This is a genomic window from Verrucosispora sp. TAA-831 (assembly GCF_050780145.1).
Taxonomy (GTDB): Bacteria; Actinomycetota; Actinomycetes; order Mycobacteriales; family Micromonosporaceae; genus Micromonospora.
Window position 1 is genome coordinate 6,195,263 of the sequence record NZ_CP192240.1, and the last position, 22,049, is coordinate 6,217,311.

The following is a 22,049-nucleotide window of genomic DNA, read 5'->3' on the forward strand; positions in this document are numbered from 1 at the left end:
GGAAGGGGTGAGGCGGATGAGAGGCGGACTGGACGAGACACTGGCCCGCATGCGTCGGCGCGAGGAGGCGCTGCGCCGCCGGTCCACGGATCCGTCGGCCGACGACCAGCCCGATCCGGGCCCGGACGTGCCGCCCGGTGCGACGGTGAGCCGGACGGACAGCCGGAACGCGGGACCCGGCTGGGTGGGCGCGCCGGAACGCGTACCCGCGACGCCGCCGCGACACGTCGCGGAGGAGGTCGCCGAGGCGCTGCGCGCCGTGGTCGCGGCACATCCGGGCAGCAGCGTCACCGCCCGGGTCGACCACGACGGCACCGCGTACGACCTGCGGGTGGCCTGGGTCGGCCAGGAGATCGCGGTCAGCGGGCAGCCCGCCACGCCACCGCCGGCCTGGCCGATGCCGACCAGCGACGCGGCCGGGTGGTCCGGCCCTCCGGACGCCCCGGAGCCGGACCCGGCGGCCCGGCTGGCCGAGTTGATCCGTCGTGACCCGTCCCTGCTCACCGGTGAGGATCCGCCGGGCTGACCGCACGTGGGGTGACCGGGCCGGTTAGGGTCGCTCGGGTGGGCGAACCCGAGTTGACCCTGATCGCGAGTCTGCGTCCGGCCGCGCTGGACGCCCGGCGTGGCATCGTCCGACTGCACCCCGAGGCGCTGACCGCGCTCGGGTTACGGGCCGGTGATCCGGTCCGGTTGGCCGGCCGGCGGGTGACCGCCGGCATCGCCGCCGAGGCCGAGCCGGGCTCCGGCGCCGGTCTGCTGCACGCCGACGACCTGACGCTGGGCAACCTCGGTGTCCGCGACGGCGGAGAGGTCACGGTGAGCGCGGCCCCGGTCACCGCCGCCCGCCGGGTGCTGCTCTCCGGCCCGGCCCAGATCGTCGCGGTGGTCTCCCCGGAGATGCTGCGGCTGGCGCTGCTCGGCAAGGTGGTCACCGCCGGGGACGACGTCTCCCTGTTGCCCCAGGACGTCCTGCCGGACGCCTCGACACGCACGCTCGTCGAGGCGGCCCGACGCAGCCTCTCCACCCGGGTCGGCTACGCCTGGACCAGCACGCTGCTCCGCGTCGTCGACGCCGACCCGGCCCCGGGGGCGCTGGTCACCATGGACACTCTGGTCGGCTGGGAGCACGGTCCGGAGACCCGGGGTGAGACCGACGTCCGCCGGTCGGCGACCGCCGTCTCCGCCGGGCGCGGGCGAGCGGCCGGTGGGCGTACGACGGTGGTCGGCGACCGCACCGACGCCGACGCGGAGACCGGTGCCGAGGTCTGGACCGGCAGCGAGGTGCACGAGGAGCAGATCCCCTCGGTGGACGAGCTGCCCGGCCTGCGCTCTCAGGCCGAGGAACTGACCGAGCTGCTGGACCTGGGCTTCCACCACGGTGAGGTGCTCGGCCGGCTGGGCACCACCGTCGCGCTCGGCGTACTCGTCGCCGGCCCGGCCGGCTCGGGGAAGTCCGCGCTGGTCCGGGCGGTGGCCGCGCAGGTCGGTGCCCGGGTGCACCAGCTCTGGGCGCCCGAGGTCGCGGCGCTGAGCAACACCTCGGCCGCGGCCCGGCTCCGGGCGGTGACCGCCGAGGTGGTCGCCGGTGGCCCGGCCGTGCTGCTGGTCTCGGACGTGGAGGCGCTGGCCCCGGCGGACAGTCCCGGCCCGGTCGCGACCGTGTTCCGGCAGTGCCTGGCCGAGATCGTCCGGGCCGGTTCGGCGGTGGTCTGCACCACCGGCCGGTCGGAGGCCGTGGACCCGGCGCTGCGCGCCCCGGACCTGCTCTCGCTACGGATCGACGTTCCGCTGCCCGACGCCGCTTTGCGACGGGAACAGCTCACCGTGTTGACCCGCCCGGTGCCGCTCGCCGAGGACGTACGGCTGGACGAGGTCGCCGGGCGTACCCCCGGGTTCGTCGCCGCCGACCTGGCCGCGCTGGTGCGGGAGGCCGGGGTGCGCGCGGCCCTGCGGCAGAAGTCGGTGGAGAACCCGACCGTCGCTAAGGCCGACTTCACCGCCGCCCTGGAGGTGGTCCGGCCGACCAGCATGGCCGCGTCCACGTTGGAGTTGGCCCGGGTGACCCTCGACGACGTCGGTGACCTGGTCGAGGTCAAGCAGACGTTGACCGAGTCGGTGCTGTGGCCGCTGACCTACCCGGACACCTTCGCCCGCCTCGGCGTACAGCCACCCCGTGGCGTGCTGCTCTACGGCCCGCCCGGCTGCGGCAAGACGTTCCTGGTGACGGCGCTGGCCGGGTCCGGTCGGGCGAACGTGCTCTCGGTCAAGGGTGCCGAACTGCTGTCCAAGTGGGTCGGCGAGAGCGAACGCGCGGTCCGCGAGCTGTTCCGGCGGGCCCGGGAGGCCGCGCCGACGCTGGTGTTCCTGGACGAGGTGGACGCCCTGGCTCCGGTGCGCGGCCAGGCCAGCGACGGCGGCACCACCGACCGGGTGGTGGCCGCGTTGCTCACCGAGATGGACGGCGTCGAGTCGCTGCGCAACGTGGTGGTGATCGGCGCGACGAACCGCCCGGACCTGGTCGACCCGGCGCTGCTACGTCCCGGGCGGCTGGAACGGCTGGTCTACGTGCCGCCGCCGGACGCCGAGGCCCGGGCGGAGATCCTGCGGGCCGCCGCCCGCAACGTACCGCTCGCCGAGGACGTCGACCTCCCCTCGCTCGGCGCGGAGTTGGACGGTTTCTCCGCCGCCGACTGCGCGGCGCTGGTCCGGGAGGCGGCGCTGGCCGCGATGCGTGAGTCGCTGACCGCCGCCACGGTCACCGCCGACCACGTCGCCACGGCCCGTGCCCGGGTACGCCCGTCCCTGGACCCCGCCCAGGTCGCCTGGCTCGCCGCATACGCCGACCAACGCACCTGACCCACCCTGCCCCCGGGCTACCCCCGGCGAGGCAGTGGGGACGAGGCGGTGGGGGTGGGGTCAGCGGGCGGGGTCGAGGGAGATCTCGGCGTACACCCGGTCGCCGTCCTCGCGCAGTTTCGCGCCGCACCTCTCCAGCACGTACAGCGCACCGTGGTTGTCGGTGGTGGTGTCCGCGACCACGGTCCGCACCCCGACGTCCGGCGCGAGGTTCATCAGCTCGCACAGCGCGGCACGCCCGATGCCCTGGCCCCGGGCGGACTGGCCCAGCCACATGCCCACCTCGACGGTGTCCGGGGCGTCACGCCGGGTCATCCGGATCATGCCGACCACCTCGCCACCGGCCAGGATGGCGTACATGGCGGTGCGGGTGGGCCCGTCGAGTCCGCCGAAGCTCGCCCGGTGGAACTCCCGGAACGCCTCCCGTCGCGCGTGCGACCAGCCCGCCGGTGCCTCCACCGGCGGCATCACCTCGGCCGGTTCCGCCTCAGCCGCCGCCACGGAGAGCAACGGTTCGAGGTTCTTCTCGTCTACCGGCTCCAACCGGACCGCACCCGTCACGTGCCGCAGTCTCCCGCGCCCGGCGCCGCAAGTCCACCCGGTCCGCGTCGACCGACCCCTCCGGCGGACGGGTTCGACCGGTCGGACCGGATTTCGTACTACCTCACGCTCCGCTGTCGTCCGGCGGAGTGAATTCGCAGTAGACGGCGGACGCGTCGTCGGCCGGCTTGTGCCGGCGCAGCCGGTCGGGGTGGTCCCGCTCGGCCGCCCGGACCAGGTCGACGAGCGCGCCCGGTCCGCCGGTGGAAGCCACGTCCAGCAGGCCGGCCCAGTCGAACAGGCCGAACTCCTCGACGGCGGCGGAGGCGCCGTCGCTGAGCAGCACCGCGCGTCGCAGCGCCTCCGGGCCACGCAACGGGAGGGTGCCGACCACCGCCTGGTACGCCGCATCCGGATCGGCGGCGGCGACCCAGTAACCGTGCGTACGGTTCATCTGCTCGCGCTGTGCGGTGACGGCGTGCCGGAAGCGGGTCGCCCGATCGGCGGAGTCGGGCAGTGCGGTGGCGACGGCACGCAGGCGGGCCACCGAGGCGGCCAGCCGGTCGTCGGTGACCACCCCGACCCGGCCGCCGATGTCGAGCACCAGCGGACTGTCGCAGAGCACCAGGTAGTCGACCTGGTCACCGCCGTCGCGCAGCAGGCACACCGTGCTCGACGGCGTACCGGGGTGGTCGAGGTCACACTGCCCGTCGTGGTCGGAGCGGACCGCCAGGATCGCCGCCGCCAGGTTGCTCACCAGCGTCGCCGCCGGACGGGCCGCCTCGGCCAGCCCCAGCCGGGCGGCCAGGTGCCGGACGTACCACTGCGGCCCGTGTACGCAGCCGGTGTCGAAGCCCTCCGGCACGGTCGCCCCGTCCAGTACCCCGACCAGCGGGCCGAACCGGAACACCAGATCCTCGTTGACCGTCCGGCCGGGTGGCGGGGCGGACGCGGAGCGTACCCGCATGATCGGTGCGGCACCGACCGCCGGGCCCCGCCGACGCTCCTCGGCGACGGCCTCGGGCAGCCCGGTGTCCGTCCTCGGATACGTCACCTGTGCGGTACGCCTCGATCGCGCCGGGCCGGCTCCGGTCATCGTCGCCACCTCCGCGCCCCGGCTACCCGCCGGACGGCCCGACATTCTTCCCGGGTCAGCGGCGCCTGTTCCGCGCCCGGGAGGCGCGCAACCGGGCCAGCCGGCCGACCAGCACCGGATCGGCGGCCAGCGCGGCCGGGTTGTCCAGCAACGCGTTCAGCAACTGGTAGTAGCGGGTCGCGGAGAGCCCGAAGCGGTCCCGGATGGCCTGTTCCTTGGCACCGGCGTGCCGCCACCACTGGCGTTCGAAGGCGAGGATCTCGCGATCCCGCTCGCCGAGCCCTCCGGCCGCCTCGCGGGCACCCTCCGCCGCAGTGTCGTCGGGTTCATCGGCACCCGTGTCCGGCGCCGGGTTCGACTCCATCTCGGGGGCGGACCGTGGCGGCGGCACCGTGACGGCGTCCGGGCCGGTCTCCGCGCTCTGCGCGGCGTCGGCGGGCTGCATGGGGCTCCTCTGCGAGGGGCGGCCGGCACGAGCCGCGCCGACCGGGTCCCACCAGCCTAACCAGGGCCATCACCCGACGCACTGGACGCGTAGGCACCACTGCCACCACCGGCGGTGAGGTCGGTGACGGCAGTGGTGTCGCAGCCCGGACGGGTCAGTTGATGTCGCGGCGGCGCATCGCCCAGAGCGCCCCGCCGAGGACCAGCACGACGCCGACCGTGAACAGCGCCGACGAGTGCTGCCAGGTGATGTCGAGGGTGGCCGGCTCGCACATGCCGCTGTACGAGTCGTTGCAGGAGCGCCAGTCCTGGAGCTCGACCTTCTTGGTCATCCAGGCGTACGCGTAGGTGGGCAGCAGCCACGCGTCGAGGTAGCGCACCTGGATCATGCTCAGCAGCATGGCGATCGCCACCTGACCGACCACCAGCACTCCGATCGCCCCGCCGAGCGCCATCGCGGTGTGCCGACCCAGCGACGCCAGGGCGAAGCCCACGGTCGCCGCCACCAGCGCCAGCACGATGCCGCGCACCCCGGTGAGCAGGAACGACTGCCAGACGCCGGAGGTCATCTCCGCGGTGCTGCCGCGCAGGTTGGCGACCAGCCACAGGCTGCCGAACCAGGCCACCGTGGCGGGCAGCGCCAGGGCGAGCAGCCCGGTGAGCAGCGCGCCCAGCTTGGTCAGCAGCACGGTCAGCCGTTTCGGTCGCCAGAGCAGCAGGTTCATCATCCCGCCGGTGCTCCACTCGGCGCCGACGAAGGAGGCGCCGACCACGAACCCGATCAGGGCCAGGATCGCGGCGAGCGGGATCAGCATGTCGCCGAAGCTCTCCCGGAAGTCGAACGTCGAGGGCAGGAACCACTCCGCCTGGATGTCCTCGCGCAACGGCGGGCTGATGTCGGCGCAGTCGTCCGTCCAGAACTCCTCGCCTGCCGCCTTGGCCCGCTCGCAGGCGGCGCGTTCCTGCTCGGCTCCGCGGACCTGCTCCTGGTGTTGCCGGTCGGCGGCGCGTTCGGCTTCGGCCCACTGGTCCGCGCCGATCTTCTGATTGCTGAGGAACATGCCGACCACGACGAGGGCCAGCACCAGCAGGCCACCGGCCGTCATGAAGCGGGCGAAGCGCCGCTTGGCCAACCTGCGCAACTCGGTACGGAAGAGACTCACGCGCCCCAACCTCCTGCGGTGGGCGCGGACGGTGCCGCCCCATCCATTCGTACGGACTGGTCGACCTGCCGGTGTTGACCGGGGACCGGTGTGGTGGCGGTCAGTTCGAGGAAGACGCTCTCCAGGTCCACCGCGATCGGTGCGAGTTCGCTGACGTAGAGGCCCTGCTCGGCGAGCAGCCGGGTGACGGTGGCCGGCTTGTCCACTCCGGCGAGCATCAGGTGGTCGTCGTTCGTGGTGACCCGTACACCGGCCCGGGTCAGCGCGGCGGCGGCGACCGGCAGGTCGGTCACGGCCTCCAGCCGGACCCGTACCCCGCCGGACGAGTGCTGCGCCAGCACCTCGTCGACCGGGCCGAAGGCGACCCGCCGACCCAGCGAGATGATGGTGACCGAGTCGCAGATGAGCTGGATCTCGCCGAGGATGTGGCTGGACAGCACCACCGTCATGCCGGACTCGGAGAGGTTGCGCATCAGGGTGCGCATCTCCCGGATGCCACCCGGGTCGAGGCCGTTGGCCGGCTCGTCCAGGATCAGCAGCCGTGGGTTCTTGAGCAGCGCCGAGGCGACCGCGAGCCGCTGCTTCATGCCGAGCGAGTACGTCTTGACCCGCTCGACGGCCCGGTCACGCAGGCCGACGAGTTCCAACACCTCGTCGACCCGCTGCGCGGGCACGTCACCGGCGCCGGCCAGCAGCGACAGGGTGTCCCGGGCACTGAAGTGCGGGAAGAACTGCGGGCTCTCCACGATCGCACCGACCTGACCGGCGACCTGCGGCAACGCTGCGGGCACCTCGTGCCCGAGGATCGCCATCCGACCGCCGTCGGGCCGGATCAGGCCGAGCAGCGTACGCAGTGTGGTGGTCTTGCCCGACCCGTTGGGGCCGAGGAAGCCGTGCACCTGCCCCGCCTCGACGCGCATGTCGAAGCCGTCCAAGGCGTTGCGGGTGCCACGTCGTCGGCTCCGGTACGTCTTTCGTAGACCTTCGATTTCCAGGACAGCCGGCAAGCTGCACCTCCCCCGTTGGTGTGTGGGCGACGACGACACCATACGCGGTATGCAGCGGAAGGCAATACCCGGTATGCACCGCCACGCCGGGCGTTCTGCAAGCAGGTGCCCCCTGCTCTACCGCAGACGATGGAAAGGTGCCCTTCCTTGCAGGTCAGGCGCAGATGACGTGCACGCCGGCAGCCCGGAAGGCATCGACCACCCCGGGTGCCGCACCCGAGTCGGTGACCAGCGTCTCGACCCGGTCGACCGGGCAGATGCGGGCGAAGGCGTGACCGCCCAACTTGGACGAGTCGGCGATGATCACGACCCGCTTGGCCCTTGCCACCATCAGGTTGTTCATCGCCGCCTCACCCTCGTGATGGGCGGCGGCCCCGAGCTGCGGGTCGATCGCGTCCACGCCGAGCAGCGCCACGTCCAGGGTGACCTCGCGCAGCAGCGCCCCGCCCAACGGCCCGACCAGCTCGAACGACTTCGGCCGCACCACCCCGCCGGCCACCACGACCTTCATCCGGGAGCGGACCAGCAGCTCGTTGGCGATGTTCAGGGCGTTGGTGACCACGGTCAACTGCGCGCCCTCGGCGTTGGTGTTGAGATCCGGGCGGACGGCCAGCGCCCGGGCCACCTCGGTGCTGGTGGTGCCGCCGTTGAGGCCGACCACGGTGCCCGGTGACACCAGCGCCGCGGCGGCGGTGCCGATGCGCTGCTTCTCGGCGGAGTGCTTGGCGGTCTTGTACCGCAGCGGCAGGTCGTACGAGACGCCGTTGGCGACCGCGCCACCCCGGGTACGCGTGATCATCTGCTGCTGGGCGAGCTGGTCGAAGTCGCGGCGGATGGTGGCCTGCGAGACGTCCAGGCGCTCGGCGGCCTCCTCGACGGTGACCCGACCGGAGTCGGTCAGCATTTCGAGCAGGGCGTTCCATCTCGCGTAGCGGTCCACCCCGGAGCCTCCGTCACTGCACGATCCGTGATTGGTTGCGTGCACAGTAGTGCGCGAAACTACGATGAGGCAAAACCTCCGACTGCGCGTTCACCCCTGCGGTTGCCATTACCACCGCGTTTCGAGCAGAATGGCGCTCGAAAGATGCGGTTAACGAGCCGTATTGCGCAGTGAGCTGCATCGCGCAACACGTTGCACTGCGCACCGGACCGCCGTTGCGCTGCAAAGGTGCACCGCGCGACGCACTGCACGACGCGACACGCTGCCCCCGGGCAGCGAGCCGGCCTGCGAGGAGTTCTCATGACCTACGTTTCCGCGGAGATCACGAGTCAGCCGGACTGCTGGCGCCAGGCGGCCGACCTGGCTCCCTCGGTGGTCGACCGGCTACCCCGCACCGGTGAACGGGTCGCCGTCGTCGGCTGCGGCACCTCGTGGTTCATGGCCTCCGCGTACGCGGCCCGCCGCGAGGCCGCCGGGCACGGCGAGACCGACGCCTTCCAGGCCAGCGAGTTCCCCACCGACCGGCGGTACGACCGGCTGCTGGCGATCACCCGCTCCGGCACCACGACCGAGGTGCTCGACCTGCTCACCACGGTACGCGGACGGGTCCCGACCACCGTGCTGGTCGGCGACCCCGCCTCCCCGGCGGTCGAGATCGCCGACGCCAGCGTCACAATGCCCTTCGCCGACGAACGCTCGGTCATCCAGACCCGCTTCCCCACCACCGCGCTGGCGCTGCTCCGCGCCCACCTGGGCGACAACATCACCGCGCTGGTCGCCGACGCGGAGGTCGCGGTCCGCGCCCCGCTGCCGATCGACCCGAGCCTGATCGAGCAGGTCACCTTCCTCGGCCGGGGCTGGACCATCGGACTGGCCCAGGAGGCGGCGCTCAAGTGCCGCGAGGCGGCCACCTTCTGGGCCGAGGCGTACCCGGCGATGGACTACCGGCACGGTCCGATCTCGGTGGCCGCACCCGGCCGGCTGGTCTGGGCCTTCGGCGAGCTGCCCGACGGGCTGCCCGAGGACGTCGCCGCCACCGGTGCGGCGTTCGCGCACAGCCGCACCCACGGCGTCCGGACCGTGCTGGGCCGCTGGGCCGCCGGACGTACGCCGGTCGACCCGATGGCCGACCTGATCCTGGCCCAACGCTTCGCCGTCGCCCTGGCCACCAGTCGCGGGCTCGACCCCGACGCACCCCGGCACCTGAGCAGGTCCGTGGTACTCACGTGACCGCTGACCACGAGCGGGTCGTCGTCGCGTTGGACGTCGGCGGCACCGGGATGAAGTGCGCGCTGATCCGGCCCGACGGTGCCGTGGTGCACGCCGAACGGCACCCCACCGAGGCGGACCGGGGTGCCGAGGCGGTGGTCGACACGATCCTCGCCGTGGCCGAGGGGCTGGCCGACAAGGCCCGCGCCGACGGCCTCGCCCCGGCCGCACTCGGCATCGTGGTCCCGGGCGTCGTCGACGAGGCCCGAGGGGTCGCGGTCTGGTCGGCGAACGTGGGCTTCCGGGACGTACCCCTGCGGGAGCTGGCCACGGCACGGCTCGGCCTACCCACGGCGCTGGGGCACGACGTGCGGGCCGGCGGGCTCGCCGAGGCCCGCCTCGGCGCCGGTCGCGACGCGGGGCACGTGCTGTTCGTGGCCATCGGCACCGGCATCGCCGCCGCGCACGTGGTCGCCGGGTCGGCCGCCACCGGCGCGCACGGCGCGGCCGGGGAGCTCGGCCACATCCTGGTCCGCCCGGACGGCCCGCCCTGCGGCTGCGGCCGGGCCGGCTGCCTGGAGTCGATCGCCTCCGCCTCGGCCGTGGCCCGCCGTTACGCCGCACTCACCGCCGCACCGGGCACGGCCGGGTCCGCCGCCACGCCGGCGACCGACGGGTCCGCCGCCGGACACGCCGGGTCGAGCGCCGCCACCACCGGGCGCGCCGGGTCGGACGGCGGGTCCGCCACCGGTCCCGGTACGCCGCCGACGATGGTCAGCGCCGCCGAGGTGGCCGCCCGCGCGGCGGCCGGCGAGAAGCTCGCCGGCCGGGTCTGGCGGGACGCCGTCGTGGCGCTGGCCGACGGGCTGGCCACCGGCCAGGCCCTCTTCGACGTGGAGACGATCGTCCTGGGCGGTGGGCTCGCCCAGGCCGGTGCCGGGCTGTTCGATCCGCTGCGTACGGCGCTGCGGGACCGGCTGACGTTCCACCGGGAGCCACGGCTGGTCCCGGCCGCCCTCGGCGACGAGGCGGGCTGCCTCGGTGCCGCCCTGCTCGCCCTCGACCAGTTGGAGACGTGATGACCGAACGGGTTAACGGCAGGGTGGTGACCCCGGGCGGGGTGATCCGGCAGGGTTGCGTCGAGGTCAGGGGTGACCGGATCAGCGCTGTCGCCGAGTACCCGTCGGTCCGGGACGGTCACTGGGTGGTGCCCGGCTTCGTCGACATGCACACCCACGGCGGCGGCGGGCACACCTTCACCACCGGCGACGCCGACCAGGCCCGGGCCGCCGCCGCGTTCCACCTGCGGCACGGCACCACCAGCCTGCTCGCCAGCCTGGTCAGCGCGCCGTTCGAGCTGATGCGCTCGGCCACCACCGCGTTCGCGCCGTTGGTGGGCGACGGGGTGCTGGCCGGTGTCCACTTCGAGGGGCCGTACCTCTCCGCCGCCCGGTGCGGCGCGCAGAACCCGGAGTTCCTCCGTGACCCGTCCACCGACGAACTGGACGAGTTGATCAAGATCGGCGACGGGGCGGTCCGGATGGTCACCCTCGCCCCGGAACGCCCGGGAGCGCTGGAGGCCATCGAGCTGCTCACCCGGCACGGCGTGGTCGCCGCGGTCGGGCACACCGACGCCACGTACGAGCAGACCGTGGCGGCGGTGGCGGCCGGGGCGAACGTCGGCACCCACCTGTTCAACGGGATGCGTCCGGTGCACCACCGCGAGCCGGGGCCGGTGGTGGCGTTGCTGACCGCCCCGAACGTGGTGTGCGAGCTGGTCGCCGACGGGGTGCACCTGCACGAGGGCACGTTGACGTTCGCCACCGGCACGGCCGGCCCGGAACGCTGTGCGCTGATCACCGACGCGATGGCCGCCGCCGGGATGCCCGACGGCGAGTACGAGCTGGGCGGGCAGGCGGTGACCGTGACCGGCGGCGAGGCCCGGCTGGCCCGCGACGGCGCGATCGCCGGCAGCACCCTGACCATGGACGCGGCACTGCGCAACGCGGTGGCTGCCGGAGTCCCGGTAGCCGACGCGGTCCGCATGGTGTCCACCACGCCGGCTCTCGCGATCGGCCTCGCCGACCAGGTCGGCGCCCTCCAGGTCGGTTTGCGCGCCGACCTGGTGGTGCTCGACGACGACCTGCGGGTCGTCCGGGTGATGCGCGGCGGCGACTGGGTCGAGTGACCCGGTCGGTCAGCGGGGCGCCGGGATCTCCACGCCGAGCACCGCCTGCTCGTCGGGGCGGTGCACCAGCACGTCGCCGAGGAACGAGTGCACCGCGTGCCGCATGCCGACGTCCCGGCCGGCCTCCTCGGAGAGCAGCCACTTGTGCTCGATGATCTGCGCGAACAGCTCCTGCGGCTCCAGCTTGCGCCGCAGGTGCGCGGGCACGGCGCGGACCACCGGCTCGAACACCTCGGTCAGCCAGCGGTGCGCCGCCTGCTGCTCGTCGATCAGGTCGCTCTCCGCCCGGTACGCGTCGAGGTCGTTGAGCAGCCGGCGGGCCTGGTTCTCCTCGGCGTCCAGGCCGGTGAGCCGGAGCAGCCGCCGGTGGTGGTAGCCGGCGTCGACCACCTTCGGCCGGATCAGGTACCGCCCGTTGTCGATCGTCGACATGGCCACCTCGGCCACGTCGAAGCCCAGCTCGTTGAGTCGCCGGATCCGACCCTCGACGTCGTGTCGGGCGTCCCGCTCCACCTGCTGCTCGTAGGTGATCTCGTGCCAGAGCCGCTCGTACCGCTGCACGACCTCCTCGCAGACCACCTCCGGGTCGATCGAGTCGTGCAGCAGACCGGCGGCGGCGAGGTCGAGCGCCTCGCCGAAGATGTTGACCCGGGCGATCTCCAGGTCCTCACCACGCTGACCGTTGCTGAGTGCGCTGCGCAGCGCCCCGGTCTCGGCGTCGACAAGGTACGCGGCGAACGCGCCGGCGTCCCGGCGGAACAACGTGTTCGACAGCGAGCAGTCGCCCCAGAAGAAGCCGGTCAGGTGCATCCGGACCAGCAACGCGGCGAGCGCGTCCAGTAGTCGGCCCATCGTCTCCGGCCGCAGCGTGTGCGAGAACAACGCCCGATACGGCAGGGAGAACTGGAGGTGCCGGGTGATCAGCACCGGGTCGAGCGGCTCACCGGCGTCGGACTGCCGGTCGGCGACGATCGCCACCGCCTGCACCGACGGGAAGTCGATCCGTTCCAGCGCGCGCAGCAGGTCGTACTCCCGCTCGGCCACCCGCTCGCCGGTCTCCTTGACCGCGTAGACGAAACCGCCGAGGCGGACGAAGCGCACCACGTGCCGGGAGATGCCCTGCGGAAGCGCGACCAGGTGCTCGGCCGGCCACTCCTCCAGCGGTGTCGACCAGGGCAGGTCGAGCAACGCCGGGTCTACGAGGGCCGAAGTGATCCGCACGGCCTCAAGTCTGACGGCTTTCCGCCCGGAACGCTTCCCCGCGTGGTCGGCCCCACAGTGCCGAGGCGGAGGCGCGGTCCGTCCGTCCGGGTGGGCCGGTAGCGTGGCGGGGTGCGGGAAACGACACCCCGGAGGCTGCGCCCGGCGCCGGTACGCCCGGCCGGCTGGTGGTTCGACGCCCTGCTGGTCGCCGGGTTCGCGGCGCTGACCGCAGTGCTCGCCACCGGCCGGTTCTACGGTCTCGACCTCGCGGTGAGCGAGTGGGCCTTCACACACGCACCGACCCCGCTGTACTGGACCGCTCGGGCGTTCAACCTGCTCGGTCAGGGCGGCGGGCTGCTGCTGCCGCTCTCCGGCGGACTGGCCGTGGCGGTGGCCTGGCGACGCCGTACGATCCGGCCGTTCCTGCTGGTGGGGGCCGCCTTCGTGGGCACCATGCTGACGATCGGCCCGCTCAAGCTCTGGACCGACCGGGCCGCGCCGACCGCCTCGGTCAAGGAGTCGTACCTGGCACCGGAGGAGGCGGTACGGATCTTCCACGAGCTGCCACCGGACGCCTACTCGCTGTCGTACCCGTCGGGCCACGTCGCCAACGCCATCGTCTGGTACGGCGTGATCGCCGTCCTGCTGCTCTCGCTGGCCGCCGGCCGGCTCCCGACCGGCCTCTACCGGCTGGTCCGGTACGCGCCCCCGGCGATCCTGCTGGTCACCACCACGTATCTGAACTTCCACTGGCTCACCGACGGGCTGGCCGCCCTGCTGCTGGGCCTGCTGCTGGACCGGCTGCTGCACCGGGTGCCCTGGGACGGGCTGCCGCTCCCCGGTCGGCTACGCGATTGGAGCGCTCCGTTCACCGAACGCCCCTAGGCTGCCGCCGTGGAACGGTTGGCACGGCGGTTGGGCGTACCGGACGCGGTCGTCATCGGTCTGGGGTCGATGCTCGGCGCGGGCGTCTTCGTGGTCTTCGCCCCGGCCGCTGCGGCAGCCGGCGGCACCGGGCTGCTGGTCGCGCTGGCGCTGGCCGGAGCCGTGGCGTTCTGCAACGCGACCAGTTCGGCCCGGCTGGCGGCCCGCTATCCGGAATCCGGCGGCACCTACGTCTACGGGCGGGAACGACTCGGTCCGTTCGCCGGATTCGTCGCCGGCTGGGGGTTCGTGGTCGGCAAGACGGCCAGTTGCGCGGCGATGGCGCTGACCGTCGGGGCGTACCTCTGGCCCGGGCAGGCCCGGCTCGTGGCCGTCGCCGCCGTCGTGGCGGTCACCGGCGTGAACCTGCGCGGGGTCACCAAGACCGCCGGCGCCACCCGGGTCCTGGTGCTGGTCGTGCTGGCGGTGCTGGCCCTGGTCGCGGTGGCCGGCGCGACCGGCGTCCAGATCGCCCGGATCGACCAGTCCGGCGGCTCCGCGCGGGGTGTGCTCACCGCCGCCGGGCTGCTCTTCTTCGCCTTTGCCGGGTACGCCCGGATCGCCACCCTCGGCGAGGAGGTACGCGAGCCGGAGCGGACCATTCCACGGGCGGTACCGCTGGCGCTCGGCCTGGTGCTGGTGGTCTACCTGGTGCTGGCCGTGATCACGCTCGGGGTGCTCGGGCCGGACCGACTCGCCGGATCCACCGCGCCGCTGGCCGACGTGGTCAGCGCCGCCGGGCAGCCCGGCCTGGCCTGGGTGGTCCGCGCCGGGGCGACCGTCGCGGTGACCGGGGTGCTGCTGTCGCTGCTGGCCGGGGTGGGCCGCACCACGCTGGCGATGGCCCGCCGTCACGACCTGCCCGCCGCCCTGGCCGCCGTGCACCCCGTACACCGGGTGCCGCACCGCGCCGAACTGGCCGTCGCCTCCGTGGTGATCCTGGTGGTGGCGCTCGGCGACGTCCGGGCCGCGATCGGCTTCTCCAGCGTCACCGTGCTGGTCTACTACGCGATCACCAACGCGGCGGCGCTGACCCTCGGACCGGACCCGGCACGGAGACTGCCGGTGCGGGCACTCGCCGTGGTGGGGTTGGTCGGCTGCGTCGTGCTCGCGGTCAACCTGCCCCTGACCAGCGTGCTGGCCGGCCTCGGCGGGCTGGCCCTCGGCGCCGCCTGGTACGCCCTGCGCCCCGGTCACGCCTGACCCGGCCCGGTCACGCCGTCTCGCGTGGATGGCCGGTGCCGACCGACGTGAACCAGACCGTGCGCCGTTCGTCGTCGACGAGTCGGCGAAGAGTCCGTGGACCGTTACTCGTCGGTCGCGCGCGGCACCGGCGGGCCGGTCGGTGCCGGTGGCTCCGGCTCGGGCGGTGCGACCTCGCGGAGCAGGGAGTTCAGCCCGGCGCGGCGGGCCATCACGGTCAGCCGGTCCCCGGCCGAGACCACCATCCGCCGGTCCGGCGACCAGTCGAGTCGCTGCCCGACCTTCGCGTGCGCGAGCAACCGGACGCTGCCCGGTCGGCCGACGCTGGCGAGCGTCCGGCCGTCCAGCGTCGAGCCGGCCGCCACCGCGACCTCGGTGACCAGCAACGCGTGCCGGCCGACCGGGATGGTGGCGATCACCGCGCGGTCCAGCAGGGCCGCCGCGAACGAGGGCGCGGCCAGGTAGGAGACGCTGCGTGAGGTGCCGATGCCGAAGGCCCGCTGGACCCGTTCGGCGAAGTCGCCGTCGAAGAGTCGCAGCACCACCCGGAGCCGGTCGTTGATGGTGCGGCCGTTCAGTGCCGCCCGCAGGTTGGCGCCGTCGTCGGTGGAGACCACCACCAGCGCCTGGCAGGTGGCGACCGAGGCGGCGCGCAGCGTCTCCTCCTGCGCCGCGTCGCCCACCACGAGTGGTACGCCCAGCCGCCGGGCCAACCCGGCACCCCGGGCGTCGGCGTTGCTGTCGATCGCGACCACCTCGACGCCGAAGTCGTTGAGCTGGGCCATCACCCGGGTGCCGATGTTGCCCAGCCCGACCACCACGACGTGCCCGGAACGCTCGATGAAGTTCCGCCCGGCGTGCAGGGCCAGCCGCGCCCGGACCACGCCGTCGACGACCACCGCCGTGATCAGCGGGATCAACGCCAGCCCGGCGAGGTTGAGCACCACCTGCATGACCTGCTCGGCACCGCCCTTGTCGGTGTCCGGGTCCTGCCCGGTGAGTGTGGTGACCATGGTCAGGTAGAGCGCGTCGGCCCACGGGACGTGTGCGGCGTACCCGTAGAGCCCGCCGAGCGCGGCGATCACGGCGAGCAGCACGATCACCGCGATGCCGATCTTGCGGGTGGCGAAGCCCCGCACGGCCCCGAGGAACATCGCCACCGGGCGTCGCCGACGCCGCGCCCGGACCAGCCGGCGGGCGGCCAGCTCGGTGCCGGCCGGGCGGCCCACGGCCTCCGCGAGCACCACGTCGGCGTCCTCGTCGTCGGCCGGAAGCACCAGGTCCTGCTGGGCGTCACGGGTGTCGGCCACCCCGCAGACGATCTCGCTCGGGCGTACGTCGTCGCGGCGGGCGACGTACAGCGTGCGCCCGCCGTGCCGGAAGTGCGTCGGCGCGACCTCGCCGAGCGCGGCGGCCACGAAGGCCGGGGCGGCCATCGAGGCGTCGGAGAGCACCGACGAGTCGGGGAAGATCTGTCGTACGCCGTTGGCCAGGCCGGTGTTGAACATCCGGACGACCAGCCGCAGCCGGGGCTCGACCTCCTGTGCGCAGAGGGCGGCCTGCATGTTGCCCACGTCGTCCTGGTGCAGCAGGGCCAGCCCGGCCGCCCCGGCCAGCCCGGCCCGGCGGAACGTGGCCTCGTCCAGGCGGTCGGCCGGGATCACCTCGATGCCGGGCAGGTCACGCCCGTCCGGGCCGGGTGACCGCTGCCGCTCGGGCACGATGAGGGTGATCCGCAGCCGCCCGGCCTGCGTCTCGCTGGCCAGCATCGCCCGCACCACCCAGTACGCGAGTGGGTCCTGGCCGCAGACCACGTAGTGCGCCCGCGGCTCCCCGTTGACCCGCAACCGGCGGCCTGCCCGCCGAGCGCGATCGAGCAGCGGCTCCGCCATGCTTCGCATCGTAAACAGCCGATCGCATTCCGCGCAGCCCCGCGACGATCATGAAAGTCCTCTCCCGGCATGTCCGGGTCGAGGACGGGTACGGCAGCCCCATGCAGACCTTCCTGCCGTACCCGGACTTCCTGGCCAGTGCCCGTGCGCTGGATCAACGGCGGCTGGGCAAGCAGCGGGTGGAGGCGATCCAGGTGCTGCGCGGTCTGACCCGCCCCGGGTACGGCTGGCGTCACCATCCCGCCGTCAAGATGTGGACCGGTTACGAGGAGGCCCTCACCCGCTACGGGCTTGACGTCTGCGCGGTCTGGTGTGCGACCGGACGGGCCGACACCTGCGCCACCACGTTGACCGCCGACCTCGCCGCCGCCCGGGGCATCGAGCGGGTCCGTACCCAACCGGAACTGGCCGAGGCCGGTGAGCTGCCGCCCTGGCTGGGCCGCGCCGACCTGCACCTGAGCCACCGTTCGTCGCTGCTGCGCAAGGATCCCGAGCACTACCGCCCGATCTTCGGCGACGACACCCCCACCGACGTCGAGTACGTCTGGCCGACCTCCGACCGGTGAAAGGACCGGTAAAAGGAAGGGCCCCCTGCTAACGCCTCGTGTATTACAAGGGTCCCTTCCTTACACCCATACCCACGGCGATGCCGTGCGCTCGGGCAGACTGAGAGGTCATCTGGAGGTGCGGTGTGAAGCTGTCACAGGCGTTCGGTCGGCTCATCGGCGTACGGCCGCACCAGGTGGACCCGGGCGGCGGTGGCGCGACCCGCGTGCCGCGTCCGGTGCACGCGGTGGTGGTGGGCGGCGGCATCGCCGGAATGTCGGCGGCGGTGGTGCTCGCCGAACGCGGGGTCGAGGTGACGGTGCTGGAGGCCGCGCCGACTCTCGGCGGACGGCTCGGCGCCTGGCCCGACACGCTGACCGACGGCACCGGGCAGGTCGACGAGCACGGCTTCCACGCCTTCTTCCGGCAGTACTACAACTGGCGCAACATCCTGCGCCGCGTCGATCCGACGCTCCGCTTCCTGCGACCCGTGCCCGGCTACCCGGTGCTCAGCGCGCAGTGGCCGACCGAGGAGTTCGGACGGTTGCCACCCGCGCCGCCGGCCAACCTGCTCACCCTGTTGGCCCGCAGCCCCAGCCTGCGGCTGCGTGACCTGCGCACGATGGACCGCGACGCCGCCCTGCCGCTGCTGACCTACCACCCGGAGCGCACGTACGCCGAGTTCGACCACCGCACCGCCGACGAGTTGCTCACCTCGCTGCGGCTGCCGGACCGTGCCCGGGCCATGCTCTTCGAGGTCTTCTCGCACTCGTTCTTCAACCACGAGGGGCAGATGTCGGCCGCCGAGATGATCGCCCAGTTCCACTTCTATCTGCTCGGCAACCCCGAGGGGCTGGCCTTCGACTGCCCGGACGAGGACTACGCGACCGCGATCTGGCAGCCGCTGACCCGTCACCTGGAGCGCCACGGCGGACGGGTGCAGACCGGCGTCGCGGCGACCACGGTGGACCGCGAGGGCACCGGCTGGCGGATACGCACCGACGACGGCTCGTACCCGGCCCGGCACGTGGTGCTCGCCCTCGACCCGCCGGCCCTGGCCGACCTGGTCGCCGCCTCCCCGGCCCTGGCCGAGGCGGCACCGGCCCTGGCGGCGGCGATGCCCGCGTACGGTCGGCCCGGTCCGCCGTACGCGGTGGCGAGGCACTGGTGCGACGGGGACGTGGACCCGGGTCGGGCGACCTTCAACGGGGTGTCCCGGCAGTCCACCCTGGATTCGGTGACCCTGTACCACCGGCTGGAGGAGGAGCCGCGACGCTGGGCGGCGCAGAACGGCGGCTCGGTGGTCGAGCTGCACGCGTACGCCTGCGATCCGGACGTGTCCGCCGACGATCTGGCCGACCGGATGTGGGCCGAGCTGGGCGCGCTCTGGCCGGAGACGCACCGGTTGCGGATCCGCGAGCGGCGCGCCCGGGTGGAGGCCAAGGCACCCGCCTTCACCCCCGGCAGCCAGCCCGGACGGCCCGGCGTCCGCACCGAGGCCGCCGGGCTGTACCTGGCTGGCGACGGCATCCGCACCGACTTCCCCAGCGCGCTGATGGAGCGGTCCGCGGCAACCGGCATCCTGGCCGCGAACCACATCCTGCGGGCCGAGGGCGGCGCGGCCGAGCCGATCCACTCGGTACGCCCCCGGGGCCTGCTCGCCCGGCCCTGACCGGCCCGGTCAGCCGGCCGTGGGCGGGGTCCAGCCGAAGCGGGCCGGTCGGCGTTCGTGGAAGGCGGCGACGCCCTCCCGGGCCTCGCCGCTGTCCCGCGCCTGCCCGTGCCACCAGGCGATGCGGGCGACGTCGGCCCGACCGTCCACGATCTCCTTGGCGGCGGCGACGCTGAGCTGCGAGCGTTCGGCGATCGTCGCGCTGAGACCGGCGACCCGGACGGCCAGGTCTGCGCCGGGAAGCAGCTCGTCCACCAGGCCGGTGCGCAACGCCCGGTCGGCGTCGACCAGTTCGCCGGTGAAGAGCAGGTGCTTGGCCGCCGACGGGCCGACCAGCCGGGTCAGCCGCCGGGTGGCCGGCGCCGGGTAGACCAGGCCGAGCCGCGCCGGTGGTACGCCGAACCGCGCGTCGTCGGCGGCCAGCCGCAGGTCACAGGCGACGGCCAGCAGGCAACCACCGCCGACGCAGGCACCCCGCACGGCGGCGACGGTCGGCTTGGCGAAGTCGGCCAGCCGTCGCTCCGCCACGTCCACCACGTTGCCGTCGCCCGGGTTCAGCACCTCGTCGAGATCACCGAGGTCGGCACCGGCGCAGAAGGTGCCGTCGGCGCCGGTGAGCACCAGCACGCGTACCGCCGGATCGGCCTCCAGGCCGTCGAGCAGCACCGGGAGCTGCCGCCACATCGCCGTGGTCATCGCGTTGCGGCGGCCCGGGTTGCGGATCACCACCGTGGCCACCGCGCCGGTCACCTCGACGACGAGTTCCGCGTCTGCCATCACCGACCCCCTCCTGCCGACGGCCTGAGGGTAACCCGCACCGTGGCCGCGCCCGCCGCCCGTCCGGTGACCCGAGCTGTACGCCTGGTAGCTGCCCGGCATTCACCGACGGGCCGCCCACGCCTGACAGCGTCGGTGTGCGCGTCTCCTTTCCGGCCGAGCGAGCAGGTGATCATGGCTTTTACACCCCAGGTCAGCGTGGTCGTGCCGACCTTCGCCCGACCCTCGTTGGTGACCCGCGCGGTCCGCAGCGTCCTCGCCCAGACGGCGACCGACATCGAGGTCATCGTCGTCGTCGACGGACCGGACGCCGCGACGGGCGCGGCCCTCGCCGAGATCGGGGACCCCCGGGTACGGGTGGTGGAGCTGCCCGGCCGGGGCGGCGCGCCGAACGCCCGCAACACGGGGATACGCGAGGCCCGCGCGCCGTGGACGGCCCTGCTCGACGATGACGACGAATGGCTGCCCACCAAGCTCGCCGTCCAGTTCGACGTCGCCCGACGCAGCCGTGTGTCCAGCCCGGTGGTGGCCAGCCGCCTGATCAACAAGACGCCCCGGGCGGAGTTCGTCCTGCCCCGTCGGCTACCCGAGCCGGGCGAGCCGATCAGCGAGTACCTGACCGTGCGCCGGGGCCTGTTCCACGGTGACGGTTTCATCCAGACCTCGACGATCATGGCGCCGACCGAGTTGCTACGGCGGGTGCCGTTCACCGTCGGCCTCCGTCGGCAGCAGGAACTCGACTGGACCGTCCGCGCCACCGGCCACCCCGACGTCGAGCTGGTCTTCGCCGCCGAGCCGCTGGTGCTCTGGCACCAGGACGAGGACCGGCCCCGGATCAGCCTCAGCTCGCCGTGGGAGGCCCAACTCGCCTGGCTGCAAGGCATCCGGCCGCTGATCACCCCACGCGCGTACGCGGCGATCACGATGAGCATCATCAGCTCGATGGCCGCACCCACCCGCAGCCTCCGGGTCTTCCGCCTGTTGCTGGCCGAGGCACGTCGACACGGCAGCCCCGGCCTGGTCGACTATCTGACCTTCGCGCAGATCTGGCTGATCCCGCCGGCCCTGCGCCACCGGGTACGCGACCGGATCCTCGCCCGCCGGACCGTACGCCCGGCCCCGCCTTCCGCCACAGCCTCACCTTCCGCCGCGATCCCTGTGGCCACGGAGCTCGGAGCCGATGTCGGACGCTAGGGTCGCCGTGATCTGGCGGAGCTGCCTGCTGCCCGGCTCGGAGACGTTCGTCCGCCACCAGGGCGACACGTTGCCCACCTGGCGTGCGGTCTACCTCGGCGCGATCCGGGTCGACTCGCCGTTGAGCCGGGACACCGACGTGCTGCTCTGCCCGGACACCCCCCGTGGTCGCCGGGACTGGCTCCGGCTGCGACTGACCGGTGATCTGCCCCGACTGCACCGGCTGCTGGCCCGACTGCGGCCCGACGTGGTCCACGCCCACTTCGGCGGGGACGGCTGGCTGGTCAGCCGTGCCGCCACCCGGCTCGGCATCCCGCTGGTGATCACCCTGCACGGGCTGGACGTCACCCGCCAACCGACCGCCCCGGGCTGGCGGGGTGCCCGGCACCGACGCCACCTCCGGACCGCCTTCGACCGGGCCGCGCTGATCCTCGCCGTCTCCGGCCCGATCCGCGACCGGGCGCTGGAACTGGGCGCGGACCCGGCCAAGGTACGCGTGCACCACACCGGCGTGCCGGTACCCGCCGAGCCGCCGACCGGCCCGAAGAACTGGGACGTGGTCTTCGTCGGCCGCTTCGTCGACAAGAAGGGCGTGGACGACCTCGTCGAGGCGCTGGGCCTGCTCGCCGACCTGCGCCCCCGCACGCTGCTCATCGGCACCGGCCCGCTGCTCGCCCGGGTACGCGCCCAGGCCGAGCGCTCGGGTGTGGACGCGACATTCGCCGGGGCGCTGCCACCGGACGAGGTGCTGCGGCACATCGCCGGGTCCCGGGTGCTCGCCGCCCCGTCACGTACCGCCGCCGACGGCGACACCGAGGGCCTGCCGACGACGATCCTGGAGGCGGCGAGCCGGGGCGTACCGGTGGTGTCGACGTACCACAGCGGCATTCCCGAAGCGGTCAGGCACGAGGTGACCGGCCTGCTCGGTCCCGAGGCCGACCCGCCTGCCCTGGCCGCCAACCTCCGTCGACTACTCACCGACAGCCCGCTACGCCAGCGCCTCGGCGAAGCGGCCCACCGCCACGCCGCCGCCCGCTTCGACCTCCACCGCCAAAGCCACACCCTGGAATCCCTCTACACCAGCCTGACCGCCCCCTCACCCCACCCCTTCCCCATCGATCATGGAGGTACGGCGAGCGATACGCACCCTTGAGCCTGATTTGCACTCGCCACCACTCCATGATCGACGCGC

19 protein-coding genes and 2 pseudogenes are annotated in these 22,049 nt (G+C 73.5%); 12 read left to right on the forward strand and 9 right to left on the reverse strand.

Translation table 11 applies throughout. The features are described 5' to 3' along the window. Positions 1-16 precede the first annotated feature (16 nt). The 3 genes and pseudogenes from ACQVFL_RS27610 to ACQVFL_RS27620 form a co-directional block, all read left to right on the forward strand. Positions 17-526, forward strand: coding sequence for a hypothetical protein (locus tag ACQVFL_RS27610; protein WP_396689917.1), 510 nt, complete (start codon positions 17-19; stop codon positions 524-526). A 38-nt stretch (positions 527-564) separates the two neighbouring features. Then, positions 565-1,150 (forward strand): annotated as a pseudogene (locus tag ACQVFL_RS27615) (AAA family ATPase); the annotation flags it as partial. Positions 1,151-1,299: 149 nt separating this feature from the next. Next, positions 1,300-2,859 (forward strand): annotated as a pseudogene (locus tag ACQVFL_RS27620) (AAA family ATPase); the annotation flags it as partial. A 60-nt stretch (positions 2,860-2,919) separates the two neighbouring features. Here the strand turns inward: ACQVFL_RS27620 and ACQVFL_RS27625 are convergent. The 6 genes from ACQVFL_RS27625 to ACQVFL_RS27650 all read right to left on the reverse strand — a co-directional run bounded on the left by ACQVFL_RS27625 (position 2,920) and on the right by ACQVFL_RS27650 (position 8,049). Continuing rightward, a complete protein-coding gene (locus ACQVFL_RS27625) occupies positions 2,920-3,420 on the reverse strand; it encodes a GNAT family N-acetyltransferase (RefSeq protein ID WP_396689915.1) in 501 nt (166 codons plus the stop codon). A gap of 103 nt (positions 3,421-3,523) precedes the next feature. Next, complete coding sequence (locus ACQVFL_RS27630; RefSeq protein ID WP_431727904.1) at positions 3,524-4,495, reverse strand: hypothetical protein; 972 nt, start codon at positions 4,493-4,495, stop codon at positions 3,524-3,526. Between the two features lie 55 nt (positions 4,496-4,550). Next, a complete protein-coding gene (locus tag ACQVFL_RS27635; protein ID WP_396689912.1) occupies positions 4,551-4,940 on the reverse strand; it encodes a DUF3263 domain-containing protein in 390 nt (129 codons plus the stop codon). A 154-nt stretch (positions 4,941-5,094) separates the two neighbouring features. After that, positions 5,095-6,102: an ABC transporter permease subunit gene (locus ACQVFL_RS27640; RefSeq protein WP_396689910.1), complete on the reverse strand. Its 1,008-nt coding sequence runs from the start codon at positions 6,100-6,102 to the stop codon at positions 5,095-5,097. Beyond that, positions 6,099-7,109 (reverse strand): ATP-binding cassette domain-containing protein, encoded by a 1,011-nt coding sequence (locus tag ACQVFL_RS27645; protein WP_396689908.1) that lies wholly within the window; start codon positions 7,107-7,109, stop codon positions 6,099-6,101. Before ACQVFL_RS27645 ends, ACQVFL_RS27640 begins: the two co-directional genes overlap by 4 nt. Before the next feature lie 154 nt (positions 7,110-7,263). Next, the gene (locus ACQVFL_RS27650; RefSeq protein ID WP_396689907.1) at positions 7,264-8,049 is read right to left on the reverse strand and encodes a DeoR/GlpR family DNA-binding transcription regulator; all 786 of its coding nucleotides are present in this window, start codon (positions 8,047-8,049) and stop codon (positions 7,264-7,266) included. 300 nt (positions 8,050-8,349) lie between these two features. Between ACQVFL_RS27650 and ACQVFL_RS27655 the strand changes: the two genes are divergently transcribed. From ACQVFL_RS27655 to nagA, 3 genes are read left to right on the forward strand one after another with little or no spacing between them, the layout of a single operon-like run. Then, on the forward strand, positions 8,350-9,279 hold the full coding sequence (locus ACQVFL_RS27655; RefSeq protein ID WP_431727905.1) for an SIS domain-containing protein: 930 nt from the start codon (positions 8,350-8,352) through the stop codon (positions 9,277-9,279). Continuing rightward, entirely contained in the window at positions 9,276-10,337 is a 1,062-nt protein-coding gene (locus ACQVFL_RS27660) for an ROK family protein (protein ID WP_431727906.1), read from the forward strand. The genes ACQVFL_RS27655 and ACQVFL_RS27660 overlap by 4 nt, the downstream gene beginning before the upstream one ends. Then, on the forward strand, positions 10,337-11,446 hold the full coding sequence (gene nagA / locus ACQVFL_RS27665) for an N-acetylglucosamine-6-phosphate deacetylase (protein ID WP_396689902.1): 1,110 nt from the start codon (positions 10,337-10,339) through the stop codon (positions 11,444-11,446). The genes ACQVFL_RS27660 and nagA overlap by 1 nt, the downstream gene beginning before the upstream one ends. Positions 11,447-11,455: 9 nt before the next feature. Here the strand turns inward: nagA and ACQVFL_RS27670 are convergent, their stop codons facing one another. Continuing rightward, on the reverse strand, positions 11,456-12,667 hold the full coding sequence (locus ACQVFL_RS27670) for a DUF4032 domain-containing protein (RefSeq protein ID WP_396689901.1): 1,212 nt from the start codon (positions 12,665-12,667) through the stop codon (positions 11,456-11,458). A gap of 135 nt (positions 12,668-12,802) precedes the next feature. Between ACQVFL_RS27670 and ACQVFL_RS27675 the strand changes: the two genes are divergently transcribed. Both ACQVFL_RS27675 and ACQVFL_RS27680 read left to right on the forward strand, forming a co-directional pair. After that, the gene (locus ACQVFL_RS27675) at positions 12,803-13,534 is read left to right on the forward strand and encodes a phosphatase PAP2 family protein (protein WP_431729902.1); all 732 of its coding nucleotides are present in this window, start codon (positions 12,803-12,805) and stop codon (positions 13,532-13,534) included. A gap of 9 nt (positions 13,535-13,543) precedes the next feature. Further along, entirely contained in the window at positions 13,544-14,776 is a 1,233-nt protein-coding gene (locus ACQVFL_RS27680) for an APC family permease (RefSeq protein ID WP_396689899.1), read from the forward strand. A 104-nt stretch (positions 14,777-14,880) separates the two neighbouring features. Here ACQVFL_RS27680 and ACQVFL_RS27685 read toward each other — a convergent pair whose 3' ends face one another. Continuing rightward, the gene (locus ACQVFL_RS27685; RefSeq protein ID WP_396689897.1) at positions 14,881-16,677 is read right to left on the reverse strand and encodes a potassium channel family protein; all 1,797 of its coding nucleotides are present in this window, start codon (positions 16,675-16,677) and stop codon (positions 14,881-14,883) included. A gap of 92 nt (positions 16,678-16,769) precedes the next feature. Here ACQVFL_RS27685 and ACQVFL_RS27690 point away from each other — a divergent pair, with 92 nt between their 5' ends. Next, positions 16,770-17,234 carry an MSMEG_6728 family protein gene (locus ACQVFL_RS27690; protein ID WP_396690947.1) on the forward strand — a complete coding sequence of 155 codons (465 nt, stop codon included), beginning with the start codon at positions 16,770-16,772 and terminating at the stop codon, positions 17,232-17,234. A gap of 125 nt (positions 17,235-17,359) precedes the next feature. Then, entirely contained in the window at positions 17,360-18,886 is a 1,527-nt protein-coding gene (locus tag ACQVFL_RS27695; protein ID WP_431727907.1) for a hydroxysqualene dehydroxylase, read from the forward strand. Between the two features lie 9 nt (positions 18,887-18,895). Here the strand turns inward: ACQVFL_RS27695 and ACQVFL_RS27700 are convergent, their stop codons facing one another. Then, positions 18,896-19,663 carry an enoyl-CoA hydratase/isomerase family protein gene (locus tag ACQVFL_RS27700; protein WP_431729903.1) on the reverse strand — a complete coding sequence of 256 codons (768 nt, stop codon included), beginning with the start codon at positions 19,661-19,663 and terminating at the stop codon, positions 18,896-18,898. A 174-nt stretch (positions 19,664-19,837) separates the two neighbouring features. Between ACQVFL_RS27700 and ACQVFL_RS27705 the strand changes: the two genes are divergently transcribed. Both ACQVFL_RS27705 and ACQVFL_RS27710 read left to right on the forward strand, forming a co-directional pair. After that, the gene (locus tag ACQVFL_RS27705) at positions 19,838-20,857 is read left to right on the forward strand and encodes a glycosyltransferase family 2 protein (protein WP_431727908.1); all 1,020 of its coding nucleotides are present in this window, start codon (positions 19,838-19,840) and stop codon (positions 20,855-20,857) included. Then, complete coding sequence (locus ACQVFL_RS27710) at positions 20,844-22,010, forward strand: glycosyltransferase (protein WP_431727909.1); 1,167 nt, start codon at positions 20,844-20,846, stop codon at positions 22,008-22,010. The genes ACQVFL_RS27705 and ACQVFL_RS27710 overlap by 14 nt, the downstream gene beginning before the upstream one ends. The last annotated feature ends 39 nt before the right edge of the window (positions 22,011-22,049 follow it).

Bases quoted from the DNA above. Each gene is read 5' to 3' on its own strand.
- ACQVFL_RS27610 (WP_396689917.1), top strand. From the start codon at position 17: ATGAGAGGCGGACTGGACGAGACACTGGCCCGCATGCGTCGGCGCGAG.
- ACQVFL_RS27630 (WP_431727904.1), bottom strand. From the start codon at position 4,495: ATGACCGGAGCCGGCCCGGCGCGATCGAGGCGTACCGCACAGGTGACG.
- ACQVFL_RS27635 (WP_396689912.1), bottom strand. From the start codon at position 4,940: ATGCAGCCCGCCGACGCCGCGCAGAGCGCGGAGACCGGCCCGGACGCC.
- ACQVFL_RS27655 (WP_431727905.1), top strand. From the start codon at position 8,350: ATGACCTACGTTTCCGCGGAGATCACGAGTCAGCCGGACTGCTGGCGC.
- nagA (WP_396689902.1), top strand. From the start codon at position 10,337: ATGACCGAACGGGTTAACGGCAGGGTGGTGACCCCGGGCGGGGTGATC.
- ACQVFL_RS27685 (WP_396689897.1), bottom strand. From the start codon at position 16,677: ATGCGAAGCATGGCGGAGCCGCTGCTCGATCGCGCTCGGCGGGCAGGC.
- ACQVFL_RS27690 (WP_396690947.1), top strand. From the start codon at position 16,770: ATGCAGACCTTCCTGCCGTACCCGGACTTCCTGGCCAGTGCCCGTGCG.
- ACQVFL_RS27700 (WP_431729903.1), bottom strand. From the start codon at position 19,663: ATGGCAGACGCGGAACTCGTCGTCGAGGTGACCGGCGCGGTGGCCACG.
- ACQVFL_RS27705 (WP_431727908.1), top strand. From the start codon at position 19,838: ATGGCTTTTACACCCCAGGTCAGCGTGGTCGTGCCGACCTTCGCCCGA.
- ACQVFL_RS27710 (WP_431727909.1), top strand. From the start codon at position 20,844: ATGTCGGACGCTAGGGTCGCCGTGATCTGGCGGAGCTGCCTGCTGCCC.